General features: G+C 66.5%; 21 protein-coding genes. 11 read left to right on the plus strand and 10 right to left on the minus strand.

Annotated elements, in window-relative coordinates; translation table 11 throughout:
- Positions 1 to 85 precede the first annotated feature (85 nt).
- Positions 86 to 874 (plus strand): carboxymuconolactone decarboxylase family protein, encoded by a 789-nt coding sequence (locus tag ACIQXM_RS13265; protein WP_400932214.1) that lies wholly within the window; start codon positions 86 to 88, stop codon positions 872 to 874.
- An 85-nt stretch (positions 875 to 959) separates the two neighbouring features.
- Here ACIQXM_RS13265 and ACIQXM_RS13270 read toward each other — a convergent pair whose 3' ends face one another.
- The 5 genes from ACIQXM_RS13270 to ACIQXM_RS13290 are packed head-to-tail and all read right to left on the minus strand — an operon-like array spanning position 960 to position 6690.
- Entirely contained in the window at positions 960 to 1727 is a 768-nt protein-coding gene (locus ACIQXM_RS13270; protein ID WP_400932216.1) for an SCO1664 family protein, read from the minus strand.
- Positions 1727 to 2281: a DUF3090 family protein gene (locus ACIQXM_RS13275; RefSeq protein ID WP_400932218.1), complete on the minus strand. Its 555-nt coding sequence runs from the start codon at positions 2279 to 2281 to the stop codon at positions 1727 to 1729. The genes ACIQXM_RS13270 and ACIQXM_RS13275 overlap by 1 nt, the downstream gene beginning before the upstream one ends.
- Positions 2282 to 2296: 15 nt before the next feature.
- Entirely contained in the window at positions 2297 to 2998 is a 702-nt protein-coding gene (locus ACIQXM_RS13280) for a histidine phosphatase family protein (protein WP_400932220.1), read from the minus strand.
- A 43-nt stretch (positions 2999 to 3041) separates the two neighbouring features.
- Positions 3042 to 5576, minus strand: a complete 2535-nt coding sequence (locus ACIQXM_RS13285) for an excinuclease ABC subunit UvrA (protein WP_400932222.1) — start codon at positions 5574 to 5576, stop codon at positions 3042 to 3044.
- A 31-nt stretch (positions 5577 to 5607) separates the two neighbouring features.
- The gene (locus ACIQXM_RS13290; RefSeq protein WP_400932224.1) at positions 5608 to 6690 is read right to left on the minus strand and encodes an AI-2E family transporter; all 1083 of its coding nucleotides are present in this window, start codon (positions 6688 to 6690) and stop codon (positions 5608 to 5610) included.
- 343 nt (positions 6691 to 7033) lie between these two features.
- Here ACIQXM_RS13290 and ACIQXM_RS13295 point away from each other — a divergent pair, with 343 nt between their 5' ends.
- The 3 genes from ACIQXM_RS13295 (at position 7034) to ACIQXM_RS13305 (ending at position 8841) form a co-directional block, all read left to right on the plus strand.
- Positions 7034 to 7453, plus strand: a complete 420-nt coding sequence (locus ACIQXM_RS13295) for a DUF6153 family protein (RefSeq protein ID WP_400932511.1) — start codon at positions 7034 to 7036, stop codon at positions 7451 to 7453.
- Positions 7454 to 7573: 120 nt separating this feature from the next.
- Entirely contained in the window at positions 7574 to 8179 is a 606-nt protein-coding gene (locus ACIQXM_RS13300) for a DUF305 domain-containing protein (protein WP_400932226.1), read from the plus strand.
- Between the two features lie 92 nt (positions 8180 to 8271).
- Positions 8272 to 8841, plus strand: a complete 570-nt coding sequence (locus ACIQXM_RS13305; RefSeq protein WP_400932228.1) for a DapH/DapD/GlmU-related protein — start codon at positions 8272 to 8274, stop codon at positions 8839 to 8841.
- 53 nt (positions 8842 to 8894) lie between these two features.
- Here the strand turns inward: ACIQXM_RS13305 and ACIQXM_RS13310 are convergent, their stop codons facing one another.
- Positions 8895 to 9761: an NADPH-dependent F420 reductase gene (locus ACIQXM_RS13310; RefSeq protein ID WP_400932513.1), complete on the minus strand. Its 867-nt coding sequence runs from the start codon at positions 9759 to 9761 to the stop codon at positions 8895 to 8897.
- Here ACIQXM_RS13310 and ACIQXM_RS13315 point away from each other — a divergent pair.
- From ACIQXM_RS13315 to ACIQXM_RS13325, 3 genes are all read left to right on the plus strand, one after another.
- Positions 9728 to 10414, plus strand: coding sequence for an ATP-binding cassette domain-containing protein (locus tag ACIQXM_RS13315; RefSeq protein ID WP_400932230.1), 687 nt, complete (start codon positions 9728 to 9730; stop codon positions 10412 to 10414). The two genes, ACIQXM_RS13310 and ACIQXM_RS13315, sit on opposite strands and share 34 nt — an antisense overlap.
- A gap of 2 nt (positions 10415 to 10416) precedes the next feature.
- On the plus strand, positions 10417 to 11967 hold the full coding sequence (locus ACIQXM_RS13320) for a DUF6297 family protein (protein ID WP_400932232.1): 1551 nt from the start codon (positions 10417 to 10419) through the stop codon (positions 11965 to 11967).
- An 88-nt stretch (positions 11968 to 12055) separates the two neighbouring features.
- Positions 12056 to 12733, plus strand: coding sequence for a LysM peptidoglycan-binding domain-containing protein (locus tag ACIQXM_RS13325; RefSeq protein ID WP_400932234.1), 678 nt, complete (start codon positions 12056 to 12058; stop codon positions 12731 to 12733).
- 121 nt (positions 12734 to 12854) lie between these two features.
- Here the strand turns inward: ACIQXM_RS13325 and ACIQXM_RS13330 are convergent, their stop codons facing one another.
- Complete coding sequence (locus ACIQXM_RS13330; RefSeq protein WP_400932236.1) at positions 12855 to 13403, minus strand: TetR family transcriptional regulator; 549 nt, start codon at positions 13401 to 13403, stop codon at positions 12855 to 12857.
- Between ACIQXM_RS13330 and ACIQXM_RS13335 the strand changes: the two genes are divergently transcribed.
- Positions 13366 to 14061 (plus strand): SDR family NAD(P)-dependent oxidoreductase, encoded by a 696-nt coding sequence (locus ACIQXM_RS13335; protein ID WP_400932239.1) that lies wholly within the window; start codon positions 13366 to 13368, stop codon positions 14059 to 14061. The two genes, ACIQXM_RS13330 and ACIQXM_RS13335, sit on opposite strands and share 38 nt — an antisense overlap.
- A 44-nt stretch (positions 14062 to 14105) precedes the next feature.
- Here the strand turns inward: ACIQXM_RS13335 and ACIQXM_RS13340 are convergent, their stop codons facing one another.
- Positions 14106 to 14822, minus strand: a complete 717-nt coding sequence (locus ACIQXM_RS13340; RefSeq protein ID WP_400932242.1) for an NADPH-dependent F420 reductase — start codon at positions 14820 to 14822, stop codon at positions 14106 to 14108.
- Between the two features lie 223 nt (positions 14823 to 15045).
- On the opposite strand from ACIQXM_RS13340, the gene ACIQXM_RS13345 reads away from it, so the two are divergent.
- The 3 genes from ACIQXM_RS13345 to ACIQXM_RS13355 all read left to right on the plus strand — a co-directional run bounded on the left by ACIQXM_RS13345 (position 15046) and on the right by ACIQXM_RS13355 (position 18777).
- Positions 15046 to 16221 carry a glutamate--cysteine ligase gene (locus ACIQXM_RS13345; protein ID WP_400932245.1) on the plus strand — a complete coding sequence of 392 codons (1176 nt, stop codon included), beginning with the start codon at positions 15046 to 15048 and terminating at the stop codon, positions 16219 to 16221.
- Entirely contained in the window at positions 16218 to 17621 is a 1404-nt protein-coding gene (locus ACIQXM_RS13350) for a M20/M25/M40 family metallo-hydrolase (RefSeq protein WP_400932248.1), read from the plus strand. The genes ACIQXM_RS13345 and ACIQXM_RS13350 overlap by 4 nt, the downstream gene beginning before the upstream one ends.
- 73 nt (positions 17622 to 17694) lie before the next feature.
- Positions 17695 to 18777 (plus strand): zinc-binding alcohol dehydrogenase family protein, encoded by a 1083-nt coding sequence (locus tag ACIQXM_RS13355; RefSeq protein WP_400932251.1) that lies wholly within the window; start codon positions 17695 to 17697, stop codon positions 18775 to 18777.
- Positions 18778 to 18880: 103 nt separating this feature from the next.
- Here ACIQXM_RS13355 and ACIQXM_RS13360 read toward each other — a convergent pair whose 3' ends face one another.
- Positions 18881 to 20401, minus strand: a complete 1521-nt coding sequence (locus ACIQXM_RS13360) for a GMC family oxidoreductase (protein ID WP_400932254.1) — start codon at positions 20399 to 20401, stop codon at positions 18881 to 18883.
- A 90-nt stretch (positions 20402 to 20491) separates the two neighbouring features.
- Complete coding sequence (locus ACIQXM_RS13365) at positions 20492 to 21919, minus strand: aldehyde dehydrogenase family protein (RefSeq protein ID WP_400932256.1); 1428 nt, start codon at positions 21917 to 21919, stop codon at positions 20492 to 20494.
- Between the last annotated feature and the right edge of the window lie 34 nt (positions 21920 to 21953).

The following is a 21953-nucleotide window of genomic DNA, read 5'->3' on the forward strand; positions in this document are numbered from 1 at the left end:
GCGGTACCTCCCGCATCATGCTTGCATGGGTAGTCCCAGCCCAAGTTCCCCGCCCCAGCCCCGGCGCCGGACCAAGGAGCACACTGTGAATGCATCGAACTCAACCCCTGACTCTGGGCAGGGCACCCCCTCCCGAAGAGAGCAGGCCGAAGCGACGTATGAGAGGCTGTTCGGTCCGCGGGACCGGGACGGCAGCGAGGACGACCCCGAGCTCATGGAGATCCTGCGCGGTTTCATCTTTGCCGATATTTTTGGCACAGGCGTGCTGGATGACCGGACCCGGGAACTGATTACAGTCACTGTGCTGGCCTGCCTGCAGACACTTCCCCAGCTGGGTGCCCATACGTCGGCCGCCCTTCGTGTCGGTGTGCCGGCGTCGCAGATCCGTGAAGCGGTGTATCAGTTGGCTCCCATCATCGGCTTTCCCCGCACCCTCAACGCTGTCCGTACGATCAACGAGGTTTTCGGGGATCACGGAATTGAGCTGCCGCTGCCAAATGAAGGCAAGGGCGACGACGCCGGCCGCTACCAGCGCGGACTCGCCGAACAGATGCCGCTGTACGGCACTGAAATCAGGGACAATCTCGCAGATCTGCCGGAGCCGTTCAATGAGGCATTGCCCCGGTTTCTCACCGAGTTCTATTTTGGGGATTTTTACACGCGCGGCGGGCTTTCCGTTCCCCAGCGGGAATTGCTGGCGCTCTGCGCGTTTACGGCAATAGGAGATACATCAGCCCAGCTCGGTCCGCACGGCCGTGCCTGCCTGCAGGTCGGCCATTCCCCAACAGTGATTGTTGCGGCCCTGGTTCACTGCTTCCCGTATGTGGGTTTCCCACGGGCCGTCGCAGCTATCCGGGCTGTGAAGGACCTTTAAGGCCATTTACGATCTGCGGAAATGCGGCTGCGGCCCGTGTGCGGTTTCTTGACGTCTGGCCTGACTCTGGAAAACCGGCCAGCCTCTAGAAGAGCGGCCAGGGCACGGGCGGCATTTGCCCGTGCGGGGCGGGAAAGAGCCCCTCCGCCTGTAGCCGGACGCAGCGTGCGGCGAACGACTCAAGTTCCTCGGCAGTGAGCAGTTCGGCCAGCTTCGCGCCAAGCTCGCCCTGCAGTCCTTCGAGGACCCGCCCCACGCCGTCGAGCTCCTCCGCGTTCAGCTCCTCGCCCATCCAGCCCCACAGGACGGTGCGCAGCTTGTGCTCACTGTGGAAGGTGAGGCCGTGGTCCACTCCGTACCGGTGCCCGCCGCTCATGGTGAGCACGTGGTCGCCCTTGCGGTCGGCATTGTTGACAATGACATCGAATACCGCCATCCGGCGCAGCGCCTGCGTGTCTTCGTGGATGAGGGCGACAATGCGGCCGCTGTCGTCCTGACCCTCGAGGACCTGCTTCCACCCGGCAGCGGGCACGTCATCTTCTGCCACCAGGTCCACAGCGCTTTGCCCGGGGTCGGTGTCCTGCCAGAGCTGGACCATGCCCTCGCCAAGCGGACCGTCGCGCAGCCAGGTGCGCGGCACAATATTCCAGCCTAAAAACTCGGACACCAGATAGGCGGCGACCTCGCGGTGCGCCAGAAAACCGTCGGGAAAATCCCAGAGCGGCTTCTCACCCGCCATGGGTTTGTAGACAACGGCGGCGTCACCGATGTGCCCCAGGAAGGTGGCGTTGGACGCCGTCGTAATGCGGCCGGTGAGCGTGAGCTCTGCGGTCACCAGGTCGGGTGCGGGCATCAGGCCTCGGGGAAGGTGCAGGTGTGTCCGTCGGCGTCGATCGGCTGTCCGCAGATCACGCAGATGGGACGTCCGGCGCCCACGACTTCCCGGGTGCGCTTGGCAAAGGCCCGCGCGGTGCCCACCGGCATGCTGACCCGCAGTACCTCGGCGGGGTCGGCGTCGTCGTCCTCCTCGAGGAATCCGTCATCGTCCGGATCAACTTCCTCGAGCGGGTAAGCCTCAATGACGAGCTGTGCCGTTGTTGGATCCCAGCCCAGGCTCATCACTCCTGCGCGGAACTGTTCCGAGACGGTCGCGAGATCATCGTTGTCGACAAGCTCGATTGGTGTGCTCGCGGGAACGTGGAAGGGATTGCCCTCAACGGTCATCAGCTGGTCAAGGATCTCGTCGATCTTCTCGGCGAGCTGAGCTGACTGCTGCTTCTCCAGGGCAATGCTGACGATCTGCTTCCCTGCTTGCACCTGAAGGTAGAAGGTGCGCTGGCCCGGTACGCCGACAGTGCCGACGACGACGCGGTCAGGCCAGACGAACTCGTGAACGGTTGTAGGCATGGGACTATCTTAGGCTCATCCCGCCGGTGGTGCCGTGTGCCCTGCGCCACCGCCCACCGGAGCATCCTCCGCTGTGGGACTCGCTGCCAGCCAGGACAGATCTCCGGCGTCGGTGTTGGTTGCCAAGACGGTGGGGCGTCCCTTGCCGTAGTGCACGATGGAAACGGAGGCCGGGCCCACAGTGATCCGCTGGAACAGGTCAAGGTGCATGCCCAGCGCATCGGCGAGGACCGACTTGATGATGTCGCCGTGGCTCACCGCTGCCCACACGGCTCCCGGGCCGTGCTCGGCTTCGAAGGAGGCGTCGTGGCGCCGGATTGCCGCTACGGACCTGGCCTGCATGCCGGCCATGGATTCGCCGCCGGGAAAAGTGACGGCGGACGGTTGCGTCTGTACGGCCGACCAGAGGTTTTCCTTGGCCAGGTCGCTGAGGGTGCGGCCCTGCCACTGGCCGTAATCGCACTCGGTCAGATCGGACTCTATTGGGGTATGCGGGATTCCCTGCTGGTGGTCCAGGATGAATTGCGCCGTCTGCCGGCAGCGTTCCAGCGGGCTGGACACCACTCCCGCGAGGGGAACCGCTGCGATCCGGTTTCCGGTGGCCGCCGCCTGCCCGCGGCCAACTTCATCGAGTTCGACGCCGGGGGTGCGGCCGGCCAGCAGTCCGGACGCATTCGCTGTGGTGCGGCCGTGCCGCACGAGGATTACTGTTGCCATCCGCCCAGCCTAGCTGGCCGGCTTGTCCAGCCGGTCTCCGGCTCTAACCGGCTGCTTCCTTCAGGTGGGCCTGGAGAAAACATCCGGTCTTGCTGGCAGGATTCGCGGCGACCTCTCCGGGGGTTCCGCTGGCAACAATGCGGCCGCCGTCGACACCGCCGCCCGGGCCCAGATCGATCACGCAGTCCGCGTTGGCGATCAGGTCCAGGTCGTGTTCGATCACCACGATCGTGGCGCCTTTCGCCAGTAGACGGTCCAGCACCTTGATCAGGGTCCGGGTGTCCAGGGGGTGCAGGCCCACGGAGGGCTCATCCAGGACAAACAGGGTGCCGGACTGGTCCCGCCCCAGCTCGCCGGCGAGTTTGAGCCGCTGTGCTTCTCCGCCGGACAGGGCAGGGGTGTCCTCGCCCAGGGTCAGATAACCCAGCCCCAAGTCGATGAGGGTCTGCAGCTTCCGCCGGATCTTCGGCCGCTTCTCCAGTGCCGTCCGTGCCTCCCGGACCGTGAGGGCGAGCAGGGCCGGCAGCGGGAATTCTCCGCATCCGATCTCCAGCAGGATTGCATCAGCGGCGGGGGCGTAGCGCGAACCGCTGCAGTCGGGGCAGGGGATGTCGACGTCGGGCAGGAACTGGACGTCCAGGACCACCTGGCCGGTGCCCTCGCAGCGCGGACAGCGCAGCGACCCGGTGTTGTAGGAGAAGTCCCCGGCTTTCAGCCCGCGTTCCCGGGCGGCATCAGTGGCGGCATAGGCGCGGCGCAGTTCGTCGAGGATCCCCGAATAGGTGGCCACGGTGGAGCGGATGTTCACTCCGATGGGCGTCGCATCCACCACATCCGCCCGGACAATTCCTGCCGGATCCATGGAACGGACATGGTCCGGGAGGGCTGAGGGGTTCGCGGAAGCGGTGACGGCCGGGACGAGGCTGTCCAGGACCAGAGTCGTTTTACCGGAACCCGAGACGCCGGTAACGGCGGTGAGCCGGCCCTTCGGGATGGCGACGTCGAGGGCGTGGACCGTATGCAGCGGGGACGTGGCCAGCCGCAGAGTTCCCTGCTCATACAGTGCCGCGGCGGCGGTGCGCTTCCGTACCACTGTGCCTGTTCCGCCGCGGAGGAAGGGCGCGATCAGTGACGCCGGGTCCGCTTCAATGGTTTGAAGGGTTCCCTGTGCAATGACCTTCCCGCCCTCGGCCCCTGAGCCGGGCCCGAGTTCGATCATCCAGTCCGCCTCACGCAGCACCTGCACGTCGTGGTCCACCAGCACCACGGAGTTCCCGCCGTCAAGCAGGTCACGCATCACACCTATGAGTCCTTCCACGTTGACGGGATGCAAACCAATGGACGGCTCGTCCAGGACGTAGAGCACCCCGGTGGTTTCATTCCGTACGGCGCGGGCCAGCTGGACCCGCTGGCGCTCGCCGGTGGACAGGGTTGCACCGGCGCGGTCCAGGCCCAGATAACCCAGGCCGAGCTGGACCAGACGGCGTGCCATGTCCTGGAACTGGGCAACGATCATCCGTGCCATCGGATGCATTTCCGTTGGCAGCGGCGCGACGACGCCGGAAACCCAGGCGAGTGCCTCGTCCAGTGTCTGGGCGGTGGCTTCCGCCAGGTTCAGGCCCGCTACCTGGGCGCCGAGGGCTGCCGGGGAAAGACGGGTGCCGCGGCAGGCGGGGCAGATGCCTGACCTGATGAAGCGGTTGACGCGGGCCAGGCCCTTTTCGCTGGTGGCGTTGTTCAATGCCTCCCGGACGGCACGACGGGCGTTGCGGTAGGTGAAGTTGAGCTCGAACAGTTTGCCGCTTTTGGAGGGGACGCTGATGTGCTTTTTCTCCTCCGGCCCGGCCAGCACAATCTGCTGCTCCTGTTCGGTTAAGTCTGCGTAGGGCACGTCGGTGCGCACACCCATCTCGGCCACGACCTGCGGCATCACGGTCAGGCCGAACATTCTCCACGGCGCCACCGCGCCCTCGTCGATGGACTTGGACGGATCCGGGACCAGTGCGGCGTCGTTGATCTCGCGGACCGTGCCGGTGCCCTCGCAGACCGGGCACGCGCCGTCGGAGTTGAAGGCCAGCGACTCCGCCCCGGGTGGACGGAAAACCGCCCCGCACTCGGGGCACACCAGTTCCTTGTCCGCCGCGACATCAATGGTGGGCGGCAGCCGGTGCCCGTTGGGACACAGATGCGAACCGAGCCGCGAGAACATCACACGCAGCACGTTCAGCAGCTCCGTGGATGTGCCGAACGTGGAACGCACCCCCGGCACGCCTGGGCGCTGGTGCAGGGCAAGGGCGGCGGGAACGTGGCGGACGGAGTCGACGGCGGCGCGCGAGGCGTGAGACATCCGGCGGCGGGTGTAGGTGGACAGTGCTTCGATGTACCTCCGCGACCCCTCGGCGTACAGCACACCCATGGCCAGCGACGACTTTCCCGACCCGGAGACGCCGGCCACGGCGACCAGCCGGTCCAGGGGAACGTCTACGTCCACGTCCCGAAGGTTGTGGACGCGTGCGCCGCGGATCCGGACCGCGGGCGCGCGTGAGCCCGCCGGACGCGGGGGAGCTGTCTCGGACATGGGTCCTCCGTGGGGAGTCAATCGAAGATGATCATGCCGGGGTGCCTCCGGCCGGGGGATCCTCCGGGCCGTCGTCGCCGGTTATCCACTGGGCGAAGCGCGCACCGGGATCTCCGCCGATGATCAGGAAGCGGGCGAAGAGGGTAAGCGGCACAGCCAGGAGCGAGCCGACCGCTCCCAGCAGGGTTGTCCAGACAACCACCGAGACGAAGGTCAGCGTGACGCTCAGCCGCACTGTTTCCCCCACGAACCGGGGCTGGATCAGGACTTGGAGCGTGACGTTGACGAGGCAGTAAATGGCCAGCACCAGCAGCCCCAGACCCCAGCCGCCAACCGCGACAGCGAGCACGACGGGAGGCACCACGCCGAGGACGAAACCAATATTGGGGATGTAGTTGGTAACGAACGCGAGCACTGCCCAGACGAACGGGCCGGGTACCCCAAGGGCCCACAGGGCGAGTCCGTCAATCACCGCGACGATCAGCCCGAAAATCGAGTTCACGAGGAAGTATCGGTTGGTTCCGGCGGTGAAGTGCTGGAAAGCCTGCAGTCGCCTGCTGCTCGCTTCCGCGAGATCCGCCGGGGGATTCTGCCACCGGACAGCATCCATTCCGAGGAACATCGCGTAGGCGAAGACAAAGAAGACGGCCGTGCCCAGGCCCAACAGCTGCGTGCCGGCGTTGAAGGCAGTTGTCAGGAGTGCAGATGGCTGGATTGCCCCGGCAACCGCGTCCATCGACAGGGAGTTGAATCCGAGGCTTTGGAAAAACGACTCAAAAGACTCGGCGCTCTTTTCCAGCTGGCCCGCGTAGTCGGAGAGGATGAGCCCGAATTGGCCCAGAGCCAGCAGGACCAAGGCGGCCAGAACCACCAGGATTCCCCACGCAATTGCCACGACGGCGAGTGTCCCAACCCAGCTTGGCGCCCCGCGCCGGTCCAACGGCCTTCGTGCAGGCAGAGCGATAATGATGAGCGCCGCGGCCAACACCAGCGGTCCCAGGATCGACCGGCCTGCCCATACCGTCCAGCAGGCCCCGCCCGCAGCTGCCAGGGTCAGCAGAATCCGGGTTGGCCTGGCAAGTCCGGGTGCCCCGGGTAGCTCACGATCGCTCATGCGGCCTCACAGTTGTCAGGGAACGACGACGCTAAAGTCCGGGCTTCGCTGCTTCTTTCCGGAGGCCCCTACCACCACAGATTGCCGCACCGGGCCATCTCCGTCTAGGGGCAGCCCTGTATGCCGGCGTCCATTTGTCCCTGCCGGGCGCTGATTTCGGCCGGCTAAATTGACACATACCCCCTAGGGGTATAACTTCGGAACACCGGAAGTCCGCGTCCGATCAACGAATCGCTACGCCTTGAAGGTCCCACACTGTGCACTCCGGAACGCTCCGAAGGCCGCCTGCGCCGCCGTCGTCCCGTCCGTGAGAGACCACTGACCACCGGTACGGAGGATGACAATGCGGTGCGGACGCAACCCGGCGCTCCTCCTGCCGTTCCCTGCGGCCGCAGCACTGTTCCTGGGTGTGGCGGCCGTCATTGCCGGGATCCTGGGGATGCACATGTTCAGTGCCTCCCATCATGAGCCGGCCGCGGCGGTGGCTGCTGTCGCCGCGCATCCTGAAGAGGTGCCTGCTCAGCACGGGCCCGACGCTGCCCCGGGGGCCGGCGGACATGGCTGCTCCGCGCCGTGCAGCCAGGACCATGGCTCAGCGGGCAGCGTGTGCACGCTGATGATTTTTGTGCTCATCCTGCTTCTCAGGCCCAAGGTGCTGTCCGTGCGAAGGCAGCATTCCTTTGCGCGTGGGGTCGGAGGGCCTGACCCGAGGGCTGTCCCGCAGACGCCGTCCCTCATTGAGCTCTGTATCAGTCGAACGTAAAAACCATCGAAGCCCGTCGCACCCAGCGGCGACGGCCTCCGGTGTGCCCGCAGGGCGGCCGGCACCGGAGTGACAGCGATGCCACACAAGACTGCAGAGACTTTCAAAGGAAAAACCACAGTGAAGCGTTCACCAGCAATTTCAGCAACCGCCCTCGCCGCCGTCGTCTTCCTGGCCGGCTGCGGCACGGACAATGCCTCCGGGCAGAGTGGGAACATGTCCGGGATGGACCACGGAAGCACCTCGCACGCGCCGGAATCCGGTCCTGACGCCGGACACAACAGTGCCGACACAATGTTTGCGCAGATGATGATGGTCCACCATCGGCAGGCGGTGGAGATGAGTGAGATGGTCCTGGCCAAGGACAGCCTGGATCCGAAGATCCGTGAGCGGGCCGAAGACATCAAGGCAGCGCAGGGCCCGGAAATTGAGGCCATGAGCAGCTGGCTTGAGAAGTGGGGAGAACCGGCGGCCATGTCCGGAAATATGGACATGGAAGGCATGGTCAGCCCTGAGGACCTGGACCGGCTCGAAGCAGCCCGGGGAACCGAGGCCAGCCGTTTGTTCCTCACACAGATGATTGCCCACCATGAGGGAGCTGTCTCCATGGCCGAAGACGAAGCGGCAAACGGATCCAGCCCTGACGCCGTCGAACTGGCGCGGTCGGTGATCTCCGACCAGGAAGCGGAGATCCAGGAGATGAACGCGCTCCTCGCCGATCTTTAGCCCGGGGCTGAGCCTGCCGGCTTTGGGTGATGCCTTTGCCCCGGAGGGTGCGGCGCAGTGCCGCTCCTCCGGGGTGCAGCGATAATGGGCCAATGGAACTTGATGACCTGATCACAGCGTTGAACGCCGGCCAAACAATCACCGCAGGCTCACCCCTGCATGAGGCCATGCACCATGCCAGCCAGGCCGCCCTGCGGATCACCGGCGAGCTCAACTCCGGCTACCACGAACCGGCCGAAGTGAGGGAACTCCTGGCCCGGCTGACCGGTAAGCCCGTGGATGAGTCCGTGGCCCTGTTTCCACCGTTTTCCGCCGATTTCGGCAGGAACATCACGTTGGGAAAACGGGTTTTCATCAACTCCGGCTGCCGGTTCCAGGATCAGGGCGGCATCAGCATTGGAGACGGCTGCCTCATCGGCCACAATGCCGTCCTGGCAACGCTGAACCATGATTTGTCACCGAGCCGGCGGGCGGACATGCATCCGGCGCCCGTCACGCTGGGCCGGAATGTCTGGCTCGGTTCCAACGTCACCGTGCTGCCGGGGGTGACCATCGGCGACGACGCCGTGGTGGCCGCCGGCGCCGTCGTCACCAAGGACGTTCCGGCCCGTTCCGTGGTGGTCGGATCGCCGGCCCGGGTGATCCGCACCCTTGAGGACTGATCAGCCTCCTGTCCGGTACCTGCGCTACCCGCCGGGGCGCAGCGCTCGCCGCTCTAGAACCGGCGCTCCGCCACGTTGACCCGGGCAGCGGCGTCGAGCGCGGACCGAACCTGCTCCGCCGGCGTCGGCCCGGGAGGCGTGTCCATCAGCTGCTCATCGGAGGCATTCGGGTCCGCGAAGTAGACCCGCCCGTAGGCCGGGGTGTCGGGCTCAAACCGCCAGCTTTCGGCCAGCGAGCCGGCGTCCACGGTGTCGAAGCCGAGCTGCCCAATGACGGCTGACGCCTCGGTCTTGGCAGCGGCGTCGTCCCCTGCGATCGGCAGCGCGGTGCGGTCGCCAGCACCGGCAGGCCGGGCGAGGGCCGGGATGTGCGCTGCGGTGATGTTGTTGAAGACCTTCACGTACTGCGCAGCGCCCAGCTGGTCCCGGACCATTTCGCTGCTCGTCACGGTGCTCTCATCAAGGTCCTTGATGCGCCCGTCGCGGGACGGGTAGTAGTTGCTCGTGTCCAGCACCAGCTTGTCGGCCAGCAGCCCCTCCGGGAGGTCCTTCACCGCCTTGAGCGGGATGGAAAGCACGACGGCGTCGCCCAGGCGGGCTGCCTCGTCCACTGTTCCGGCCTTGGCCAGCGGGCCCAGCTCGCCCACCAGGTCCTGGAGTGTTTCCGGTCCCCGCGAGTTTGCGATGACCACGTTCATCCCCGCTGCAACTGCAAGCCGGGCAACGGCCGATCCGATGTTTCCGCTTCCGATGATTCCCAGTGTTGCCATGTCTGCATCCCTTCGCTGATGGTTGTGGTGTGTGTAAGCAACGGCCGGCTCGGGGAAATTCCCGCCCGCAGGCCGGCTCGGCCGAACGTGAGCAACGCCTGAGCTAGATTGAACCCATGACGTCAGTGGGGGCTGTGCTGGAGATTGCAGATTTGTCCGTGGGCTACGGCGGTACTCCGGTGTGCGGCCGGATCACGGCGCGTGCGGAGCCCGGCGAAGTCCTCGGGGTGGTCGGGTTCAACGGCGCCGGCAAGTCCACTGCCGCCCGCACCATCGCCGGAAAACAGCCGATGCTCGACGGCGACGTGCGGGTCCTCGGGCTCCCGGTCAATGAAGACGCGCTTCCGTTCCGGCGGCAGGTCGCCGCCCTGTTCGATGAGGACGCGTTCTTCCCCTCCCTGTCCCTGCGCGAGCACCTCCAGCTGGTGGCCCGCGGGCACTCGGTTTCGGACCCCAACGCCGCCGTCGACGCTGAGCTGGATTTTTTTGCCCTGCAGGAACGGGCCAACGCCGTTCCGGCCTCCGTCTCCTCCGGTCAGCGGCGCAGGTTGCTGCTGGCTTCAGCCCTGATCCGGCCCTCCTCGCTGCTGATCCTGGATGAACCGGAACAGCGCCTGGACCCGGTCATGCGGGAACGGCTGGGGGATCGGATCAACGCCTATGCCGACGGCGGCGGCACGGTTTTGCTGGTCACCCACGACCCGGCGCTGCTGCTGTCCACCGCGGACCGGTGTCTGCTGATCGACGACGACGTCCGCGAGATTGCGCCCGGCCGCGCCGCCGCCGAAATCGCCGGACGCTAGCCGTGGCGCCCGACGCCGCCGTGGAGGCGGCACCTGCGGCCTTCAACCCGGTGCAGTTCACCCGGCAGGCCTCACGGACCTTCGTCCGAACCCGGACGCGCTTCCGGGATGTCTTCATTGACGTCTACACCGCAGTGCTGGCCGTGGGAACCATCGGTGCCCTGGCTACTGGTCTGGTCCTGGCGCTGCGCGGGCAGGTGGCCCAGGCCTGGAGCGCGGGCCCGGCGGGACGCACCCTGGTGGTGCCGCCGTCGTTCTCCCTGCCCGACGGCACAGCAGCGGCCGTGCTGGTGTTCGCCGCCCTGATGTCGGTGACGGTCATGGCCCGGAAGCTTGGTCCGGTGTCGGTCAGCGCAGCTGAAGGGTACTGGTGGCTGGGCCTGCCGCTGGACCGGCGGCCGATGGTGACCGGACGGCTGGTCCGGCGCCTGGTGCTGGTGTGCGCGGGGGCCGCCGTACTGTACCTGCCGTTCGGGCTCGTCACGGATCTGGAGACCGGTGTTCAGGGGCAGCTGCCGGCTGCAGGGGTGTTTGGCCTGGCTGCGGTCTGCGCGGTGCTGCTCGCCGCCGTGCGCCAGGCCCGGCCGGTTGCGCGTGCTTCGACTGACCGGAGGGGCGGACTCCCCGGCGTGCTGCTGATAGCGCTCCTGAGCGTGATTCCTGCGGGGGTGGCCGACGGGTCGTGGGCTTTGGGGCTGGGTGCCCTGAGTGTCACCGGCGCACTGTGGCTGGTGGTGTCTGCCCGGCTGGAACGGATCCCAGCCCGCGAACTGATCCGCGGCGGCGCTGTCTCCGGACACGCCGACGCCGCGGTGTATTTGCTGGATCCGAATGAGGTGGGCCGGGCACTGTCCGCCGATCCCGGGGGAGCCGTGTCCTCCCGGGCCGGGCGCTGGTATGCGAGGGGCGCACGGACGCCGTTTGGAGCGTTGCTGCGTGCCGACACAGCTGCATTCCTGCGGACCCGGGGACTGTGGACCCGTCCGATGGCCCTGCTTCTGTTGTGCGTAGCCCTGCTGCTGACGGGCGGGGCCCAGCCGCCGCTGGTGCAGTTGGCCCTGATTGCGGGAACGGTTTGTGCCGCAGTTCCGGCGCTGGGAACACTGGCGCGGCGGACGGCGATAACGCCGGGCCTGGATATGCTGCTGCCGCTGTCGCCGGGCATCGTGCGGCTCAGCCGGATGGCTTTGCCGGCGGCGGCACTGGCTCTGTGGTCTGCTGTGTTTTGCGCTGTACTGGTGCTGCTGGGTGCCGGCAGCCCTGTGCTGATCGCTCTTGGTGCACTCGCCGGCGCGGGGTTTGGTGCGTCCGCAGTGCGGGGAGCCTACCGGGTCCAGCCGGACTGGACCGTGCCGCCCGCAGACACCGTCTTCGGTCCGGTGCCGACGGCGCAGACCGGGGCCATGATCCGCGGCCTGGACACCACGCTGCTGACACTGGTTCCGCTGCTGCTGGGCCTGTTCCTGGGCTACGTTCCGGGGGTGCTGCTTGTGGTACAGGCGGGATTTTCTGCGGTCTGCGTGCTTGTGGTGATGTACTCACATCCGAAGTAGACCGTTCAACCGGGACGGACCAAAACCATGGGCTAGGCTCTGTCCCAATGACTGTGCTCGGTTCAAGCCGGGCTTTTGGGGGATAACCGTGGCGAAAATCAACAGCGTTTCCAAGCCGGGCCGCGTTTCCAAGCCGGGCCGATACTGGGCGGGCCGATCCGCGGCCGTCTGCGCAGTTCTGCTGTCTGTTGGTCTGGCTGGATGTACCGCCTCCGAACCCGCTCCTGTTGAGACGGCAGCTGCCACGGCAACCCCCAATCCCGCCGCAGCTGCGACGCCGGAACCCTCCGCCATCCCGACTCCGGCAGCCCCGAATCCGGTCGCAGCCGCCGAGGCGTCCCTGGGCGGGGAGACCATCACGGATTCGTTCGGCAATCCCGACTTCTACCTCACCGTTGCCGGCGACACCCTGGCCACAGTCGCTGAGGTTTACGGGTTCTCCGAAACAAAGGTCGCCGGATTCAACGGACTTCAGTCCGGGACGCCTCTGGCACCGGGCACCCGGCTCCGGCTGCTGCCGGCCGGCCCGGATATCGGCGCCATGGGGACCGCTGCGGAGGATGCAAACGGAATCCCCACCAGCTACACCGTCGTGCCCGGGGACACCCTGTCCGGAATCACCTACCGGTTCAACCTGACCAATGACCAGCTCGCGGAAGCTAACAAAGTGCCGTACGTGCACGAGGTGGGCAACGTCTACTTCGTGGAACCCGGGCGCACCATCGCGCTGCAGAAGACTCCGGTGGACGGCCGGTCCGGCAGTTGACGGTGCCCGGGGAATACACACCGCGGGTCCCGACGGGGTTCCGCTGACCTATATACCTTGAGCTTCTGGATAATCCCTGCGGTGCAGAAGCCTGAAGTGTCTTTTTCGGCTGCTGCCCGATTCAGGGCTGGACCTGCAGCATGCGCTCGACGGCCGTCACCACGGCTCGCCTCCGGGCAGCAGCAACTTCCTCACCTCTGACCGAAATTTCCGCGAGACTGGTAAGCCCCTCAGGGGAGAGCTGCCAAGCCTGCGCGATGGCGTAGATGAAGACCAAAACGTCGACGGCGGACAGCGGGCGTGCGGCAGCCGTGGCGACGGCGAGGGTCTTCTTCCGGTAGATATCGCTCGGCTCGGCGGTGGCCTCCGGCCGCTCCAGCTGAGCCCACATGCTCAGGCGGAGTACCTCAGGGAAGCGCTGATGATGGTCGAACACGTCCCCGGCCCAGCCTGCGAGGTCCTCGGGACGGGGAGGGACGTTCTCGGCCATCCGGCGCAGCGCGTCCGAAACGGTCGCATCGAACAGGCCGCTCTTGCCCCCGTAGTACGCGTAGATCATCCGGACGTTGCTCTGCGCCTGGGAAGCGATCCGCTCCACGCGCCCGCCGGCGAAACCGTGGGCCGCAAACTCTATGGTCGCCGCGGCGAGTATCCGCTCGGTCAACGTCATTGCCGCCTCGCGGGGCGGCGCCGGGGACGTCGTTGACGAGATTGTCGAATTGGGCGGCGAAGCCGTCGCGGTCCGGTTGGATGTCGCAAACCTTCCCTCCATTGAGGCGGCCCGCGTCGCGGCTCTTACCGGCATCAGGGAGAAGTGGAACGCCACCACCATCGATGTGCTGGTGAACAACGCCGGGGTGGGACTGTTCGCGCCCCTTGGCGCCATGACGGCGGAAGACTTCGACACCACCTTCGCCGTCAACGTCCGCGGTCCACTTTTCCTCACGCAGGCCTTCCTGCCCCACTTGGCCAAAGGGGCAGCCATCGTGAACGTGTCCAGTTCGCTCAGCCGGCACGTCAGCCCGGCGACCTCCGTCTATGCGGCCTCGAAGAAGGCGCTCGAAGCACTGACCCGGAGTCTCGCCGCCGAACTGGGCCCGCGGGGCATCCGGGTCAATTCGATTGCACCGGGGCCCACCGCCACCGACTTCAACGGCGGAGCCATGCGGGACAGCGACGCCACGCGGGAGACGTTGTCCGCGCAGACCGCACTGGGACGGGTGGGCGAGCCGGATGACATCGCCGACGCGATCGCTGCGCTGGTGTCCGGGGACTTCCGCTGGGCAACCGGTGAGCGCATCGAGGTGTCCGGTGGCGTGCTGCTGTAAAGCCGTACATTTCAGCCAGCCGGCAGCTTGGTGCCGCAGCCGGCTTAAAAGATTCGTTCGGCCACGTTCACCCGGGTGGCTGATGCCAGCGTGGACTCGACCTTCTCCTTGGGCGTTATCCCGGGCATCGAGTTCAAAAGCTGGTCATCGGGGGTACTCTCATCCGCGAGGTAGAGGCGGGTGTAGCCCGCGGCGTCCGGTTCAAACCGCCAGCTCTCGGCGACGGTGCCGGCGTCCACGACGTCGTACCCCAGCGCGTCGATGAGTGCCGCAGCCTCTGCCTTGGCCTCCGTATTGTCGGACGCGATGGGCAGCGCGGAGCGATCCGGGGACCCGGCGGGCCGGGCCAGAAGCGGAATGTGGTGCGCCAGGATGTTGTTGAATGCCTTGACGTAGTACGCTCCGGGAAGCCAGCTCTGCACCAGCTCGCTTGTGGTGACGGTGCTGTCATCCAGGGTGGTGATGCGCCCGTCCCGCGACGGATAGTAATTGCTGGTGTCCAGAACGGTTTTGCCGGCCAGAAGCCCGTCCGGAAGATCCGTAACCGCCTTGAGCGGAATGGAAAGCACGATGGCGTCGCCGAGCTTCGCGGCGTCTTCCACCGTTCCGGCGGCGGCCAGCGGCCCGAGCTCGGAGATCAGGTCCGAGAGCGTTTCCGGCCCCCGCGAGTTGGCTATGACGACGTTCATGCCCGCGGCAACTGCAAGCCGCGCAACTGCCGTGCCGATGTTTCCGCTTCCGATGATTCCCAATATTGGCATTGCATATTCCTTCGATAGTGTCAGCGGGACCGGCCGCAGTGTCCTGCAGCGGTCTCTCTCTGGGAAGGAACCCCTCCTGCTGCACAGGAATTCCCCAGCCGGCGGCGCCGGCCGGAAATCATGTTTGATGGTTCTTCCCCCGGCACGGTTTCCTGAGTACCCTTTCAGGACCGGCAGCAAGAAGCGCCGCCGAATCGTGCTTTGAGGCCTGCAAGGACCTGCCTTGACCACACTGATAAACAGTCCGGATCCCCGCCCGGACACCAACCCTGCACGGACCTTCGGCATCGAGGAGGAATTCCTTCTCGTGGACCCGGCAACAGGGCATCCCATACCCGTCGCCGAGCTGGCGCTTAGCCGGGCGGCAAAGCGCAGCATCTCGGACATGGGTCCCGTCCTGACCCGGGAAGTGCAGCAGGAGCAGATAGAAGCCGTGGGCCCTGTCTGCACCACGCTGCAGGAGTTGGAGGCCGCCGTCCGGGACGGCCGCGCCATGGCTGATGAGGCCGCCCGGTCGGTAGGCGCCAGGGCAGCGGCGCTGGCAACCAGTCCCTTCTTGACCAGCCCGTCCATGGTGCCCCTGCCGCGTTTCCAGCTGATGGCGGACCGGTTCGGCCTGACCTTCAGGGAACAGCTCACCTGTGGCTTCCATGTCCATGTGGGGGTGGTCTCGGGAGAGGAAGCTGTGGCCGTGTTGGACCGGATCCGGGTGTGGTTGCCGGTTCTGCTGGCATTGAGCGCCAACTCGCCGTTCTGGCAGGGACGCGACAGCGGATATGCCAGCTTCCGCTACCAGGCATGGAACCGGTGGCCGACGGCGGGGCCCTGTGAGCTGTTCGGCTCTGAAAGGGGTTACCGCCGCCACGTCCGGTCGTTGCTGACTACGGGGGTACTTGTGGATGAGGGCATGGTGTATTTCGACGCGCGTCTGTCCAGTACCCACCCAACAGTCGAAGTGCGCATCGCGGACGTGTGTCTGGATCCGTCCCATGCCGCAGCCATAGCCGCAATGGTGCGCGCCCTTGTGGAACAGGCTGCCCGGGACTGGGAAGCCGGCATCCGGGCTCCGCGGGTGTCTGCCGCGCAGCTGCGCCTGGCGGGATGGCAGGCCAGTGTGGCCGGGACGGAAGGGCAGCTGCTGCACCCGGTCCTGCACACACCATGCCCCGCGGCGGACGCCGTCGAAGCCCTCCTGTCGCACATTCGCCCCGTCCTCGCGGCCGTCGGCGATGAGGGCCCGGTGTCCCGGGAACTGACCCGCATCCTCTCCTCCGGCACAGGTTCACGGAGGCAGCGCGACACCATGGCCGGCAGCCGCAACCTTGCCGCGGTGGTGGCGGACGCCGTCGAGGTCACGCACGGCATGCAGGCTGCCGAACCATTGAAAGGACAACCATGACGGTTGACGAAGACGTTCGAGGCTATCTCGAGGCCAATGCGGCGGACCTTCTCGTGGACCGGCTCGCTGAGTGGGTGCGCATTCCGTCAGTGGCCGGTGTGCCGGAACGCAAACACCATCTGATGCGGTCCGCAAACTGGCTCGCCGGAGAGCTGCGCAGCATCGGATTCCCGGTGACCGAGATCTGGGAAGGTCCGGACAGCCCGGCGGTCTTCGCCGAATGGTCCGGCGCCGCGGATGCCCCCACCATCCTCATCTACAGCCACCACGACGTGCGGGCCGTGAAGGAAGAGAACTGGAAGCAAACCTCGGCCTTCGAACCTGTGTTCCGCGACGGCCGGCTCTACGGACGCGGAAGCTCGGACGCCAAGGGACAGGTAATGGCGCATCTGCTGGCCTTGCGCGCTCATTTGGCTGCGGCGGGGCGGACCGAACCGGCGGTGAATCTCAAATTCATCGTCGAGGGGGAGGAAGAGGCCGGCTCACCGGGCCTGAAAGAGCTCATCGAGGCCAACCGGCAACGGCTTCAGGCGGACGCAGTGATTTTCTCCGACACTCTGCTGTGGCAGGCCGGGCATCCGGCCCTCTGCACCAGCGTCCGCGGCATGACCGGGGTGCACCTTGAGATATACGGCCCGCTGACGGACATTCACAGCGGAGCAGTGTCCGGGACGGCGCCCAACCCCGCCCTCGAGCTGGGCAGGCTCCTTGGCCAGCTGCACGATGAGAAGGGCAGGATTACGTTTCCCGGTTTCTATGACGACGTCGAAGAAATGTCCCAGCGCCGCCGCGAGGAACTCGCCGCACTGCCTTTTGATGCGCAGGACTGGCTGGAACGTTCGCACACCCGGAGCATCCTGGGGGAGGAGGGTTACACTCCGCTGGAGCGGCTGTGGGAACGGCCGGCACTGGAAGTTGTCGCCATGGCTGCCGGGGACCCCGTTGGAGCGAAACGTGCTGCTGTTCCGTCCATGGCGGCGGCGGACCTGAGCATCCGCACCGTTGCCGGCCAGAAGGCTGAGGCCGTGGCGGACCAGGTGCGCCGTTGGGTCCGGGACACCGTCAGTGACGGCTACGCGTATGAGTTGTCCATCGACACTGAAACGGCGCAGGAGCCTTACCGCACTCCGGACGGGCGGGTGCTGGACGCCCTGGCCGCCGCGATGGCGAAGGGTTTTCAAACCCGGGACGTGGGACGGATGGGCAATGCCGGCGGCGGGCCGGCCGAATTACTGTCATCCGTCTTGAATATTCCCGTTATCTTTTTCGGCACGGGCCTGGTGGAGGACAACTGGCATGACAGTGACGAAAGCGCCCGGGTCGATATCCTCAAAGCCGGCGCAGCAACGCTGGCTTTCCTGTGGGATGAGCTTGGCCGCCAGTCAGCAGCAACGCCGTAAGGCTGACGTTGGCGCGTAGTGTCATGACACGGCATGACATCGCGTGATGCCGCAGTCCCCATCGGAGGATGCAATGACCACTAACGCTGCTGCAGTCATGGCCGCCCGGACCGCAGATCTGGAGGTACGGGAGGTGCCGTGTCCGTCTCCGGGGCCCAACCAGATCCTGATCCGCAACCACTTCATCGCCGTGAATCCGCTCGATGTCGTCAAGCAGGCAACCGGCAACCTCATGTACGGCTGGCTGCCCTACCCAGCGGTCCTCGGCGAAGATGTTGCCGGCGAGGTGATGGAGATCGGGTCCGGCGTTACCCGGTTTGGTCCGGGCGACCGCGTCATTGCGTATGCCCTGGGAATGGAAAAGGGCCGGGACCATTCCGCCGAGGGTGGCTTCCAGCTCTACACCGTTGTTGATGCCGTCCTGGCCGCGCCGATCCCCGACACCATGTCTTTGGCGGACGCCGTCGTCCTCCCCCTGGCGATGTCAACGGCGGCCTGCGGTCTCTTCCAGGATGATCAATTGGCGCTGCGCTACCCAACGGTCCCGGCGCCGTCGACCTTGGGGGAGTCGTCCTCAACGGAGTGGGTAGTGGTGTGGGGAGGATCGACCAGTGTGGGCAGCAACGCCATCCAACTGGCCGTCGCGGCGGGCTACCGGGTCCTGACCACGTCCTCTCCCCAAAATCACGACCGGATGCGCGCCCTCGGTGCGGACCTCGCCGTTGACTACGCAAACCCCCATGCCGTCGCAGACATCGTCGCCGCCCTCAAGGGTGGAGCCGTTGCCGGTATCCTCGCCATTGGCACGGGGTCGGCTGAACCCTGCATCACGATCGCCAGGCGGACCGGCGCGAAGCGGGTGGCCCTGGCCAGTCCGTCCGTGTCGCTCCAGGGGATGCGGAGGACGGCAGGGCGCAGTCCCCGGCAGGCCTTGGCCGTCCTCGAGCTTGTCCTGCGCACCGCCAAGATGATGACACGCGCAAGACTCCTGGGAATCCGGGCGAAGTTCATCTGGGGAGCGTCACTGCGGGACAACGCCGTTGGACCGATGCTGTGGACGGATTTCCTTCCCGCAGCCCTCAGGGACGGTACCTACCTGCCGGCACCCCTTCGCAGATTGTGGGCGACGGCCTGGACCAGGTGCAAAACGCCCTGAACATCCTTGGCAAAGGAGTATCAGCACGCAAGTTGGTCATACGCCTTCCCTCCTGAGAAGGAGCGGCACCATCCACGCCGGTGCGCCTCGGCGCAGCAGTACCTCAGCCCGCGAGGATCATCCGGGCGGCGCGCTCGGCGATCATGATGGTGGGCGCGTTGGTGTTGCCCGTGGGCACCAGCGGCATGACCGACGCATCAGCAATGCGCAGACCGGGCATCCCCAGCACCTGCATGCTCCGCGGATCCACCACAGCCAGCGCGTCCAGGCCCATTTTGCAGGTGCCGACCTGGTGGTGGTAAGTGACGGCGGTGTCCCGCACATACTGTTCCAGATCTTCCGCGCTGTCCGAGACCTCCGGACCGGGGTAGACCTCCTCGGCGCCCCATTCCCCGGAGAGGGCCGACGTACGGCCCAGCTCACGGCATTGCCGCACCGAAGCGGCCAGGGAATCGACGTCGGCCTGCTCGGTGAGCGCACCGAGGTCGATGCGGATCGGATCTTCCGGAGCCGGTCCGGACAGGGTGATTTCGCCGCGGCTGAGCGGACGGACAATGCCTGCCACCAGGGAGAACCCGTTCTCCGGACCGCTCATGGAATCCAGGAAGTACATCGGCAGCGAGAAATGGATCGGCTGGGTGTCCGGCACGGCCAGATCCGGGCGTGATTTCCAGAACAGATGGGTTTCCGCAGCTCCCACCTCGCAGTCCGGTACGGGCTTGGCGGTGGTGGTGAAAATGACGGGGGACAGCAAGTGGTCCTGCAGGTTCTTGCCGACGCCGGGCAGGTCCAGCACCGGTTCGATGCCGGCCGCGCGCAGTTCCTCGGCCGGGCCGATGCCGGAACGCAGCAGGATCTCCGGGGATCCGATCGCTCCGCCGGCCAGCAGCGTCTCATCCGCATGCAGGGTCTTCACCTCGCCGCCCTGCTCAAACTCGATGCCGGCCACGGCCCCGTCCTCGATCAGCAGCCGGCGGACCGTGGCGCCGGTGAGCAGGGTCAGGTTGGGGTTGTCCGCCACCGGCCGCAGGTAGGCGTGCCAGGTATTGAAGCGTTTGCCGTCCCGGATGTTCAGCTGCATCTTGGAGGCGCCCTCAACGTCGCCGGAGTTGTAGTCCTCGTTGATCTTGATGCCCATTTCCGAGGCCCCGGCGAGGATGGACTCCTGTACAGGGTTCATCGGAAAGTCCCCCACGACGTCCAGGGGGCCCTCGCCGCCGCGGGTGTCGGAAGCTCCGCCGTCGTAATTTTCGATGGCCCGGAACACTGGCAGTACGTCCTCCCAGCCCCAGCCCGGGCAGCCCAGGTAGTTCCAGGTGTCATAGTCGGCCTTGGCGCCGCGTACCCAGATGGTTGCGTTCAGCGCGTGCGACCCGCCGAGCACCTTGCCGCGCGGCAGGTGGATGCGCCGGTTCGACGCGCCGGACTGCTCCACCGTGTAATAGTCCCAGTCCTCCGGACCGTGCCAGAGCCCGCCGGCCTCGTGCACGTTGGCGATGATCGGGTTGGTGTCCTCGCCCCCGGCTTCCAGGACGGTGACGGTGTGTCCGGCATCCAGCAGCCGGCGGGCAAGGACGCAGCCGGCCGAACCGGCGCCAATGACGATGTAGCTGGAGGAATCCACGGGGAAGGGCCTTTCAGGCGAAGCGGCGGGGAAAAAGGCGCGGTGCCGGGCCGGAGGGGGGAAACGTCCCGGCACCGCAGTATGGGGGGGCTAGTAGCTGATGACCTGCGGGGCGCCGAGGTGCTTGAGGCCCTCCACGCCGAATTCCAGGCCGTAACCGGACTGCTTGGCACCGCCGAACGGAATCCGCGGATCAACGGTGCCGTGCTTGTTGATCCACACGGTGCCGGCAGTAATGCGGGCAGCGACCTCGCGGGCGGCGTCCTTGTCCGAGGACCAGACGGAGGCGCCCAGGCCCACATCCAGGCCGTTGGCCATCGCCACGGCCTGGTCCACCGTGGAGTAGCGGATGATGGGCAGGGCCGGGCCGAACTGTTCCTGGGCAACGAGCGGGTTGTCATTGTCGATGTCCGCCACCAGAGTGGCCGGGTAGAAGTATCCGGGCTGGTCCGCCTCCGGGTTGCCGCCGAGCACAATCCGGGCACCGGCGTCCCGGGCAGCCTCCACCAGCCCGGCAACAATGTCGAACTGCGCCTTGTTCTGCAGCGGCCCGAGCACGTTGTTCTCATCCAGGCCCACGCCCATCGGCATGGCGGCGGCGACGTTCGCCAGCGCGGTGACGACGTCGTCGTAAATGTCCTCGTGGACGTAGAGGCGCTTCATGGCGGCGCAGGTCTGGCCGGTGTTGATGAACGCACCCCAGAACAGGTCTTCGGCGATGGCCTCCGGATCTGCGTCAGGCAGCACAATCCCGGCGTCGTTGCCGCCCAGTTCCAGGGTCAGGCGCTTCACGGTGTCCGCGGAGGACCGGATGATTGCCTTGCCGGTGGCGGTGGAGCCGGTGAACATGATTTTGTCCACGTCCGGGTGGCCGGAGAGGGCTTCGCCGACGTCGCGGCCGCCGGACACCACGTGCAGCACGTCCGCCGGCAGGGCCTGGTTGATCACGGCGGCCAGGGCCAGCACGGACAACGGGGTGTATTCGGAAGGCTTCATCACCACGGTGTTGCCCATCCGCAGGGCCGGGGCGAGCTGCCAGACGCTGATCATCATCGGCCAGTTCCACGGGCCGATGGCGCCCACGACCCCGAGGGGGCGGTAGTAGAGTTCGGCGCGGCCGCCGTCGTCGTCCACCAGTACCTCGGGCTCCAAATCGAACGACGCCGCGGCGCGCAGCCAGGCGGCGGCGCCGCCCACCTCGAAGCGGGCGTTGGGGCCGTTGAGCGGTTTGCCCTGTTCCCGCGAGAGGAGTTCCGCGAGCCCTTCAGCGGCGGCATCGATGGCATCGGCGGCGAGATTCAGTGCCTCGCGCCGCCCGGCATGGCCCAGCGCTGCCCAGGACGGTTGTGCGGCACGGGCGGCGGCGACGGCCTTTTCCAGGTCCTCGACAGTATGAAGGGGAGCCTTGCTCACCAGTTCACCGGTGGCCGGGTCCAGGATGTCCCGGCCCTCGCCGGGAGCGGCAACCGTGTCCAGGATGTCCTGATATGAGGAAAGTTTCGAGTCGGCGAGAGGCATGTCCTGCTCCTTTGCTGGATGGCGGCCGGGTCCA

It is taken from the genome of Arthrobacter sp. NPDC097144, from assembly GCF_044762205.1.
GTDB lineage: Bacteria > Actinomycetota > Actinomycetes > Actinomycetales > Micrococcaceae > Arthrobacter_B.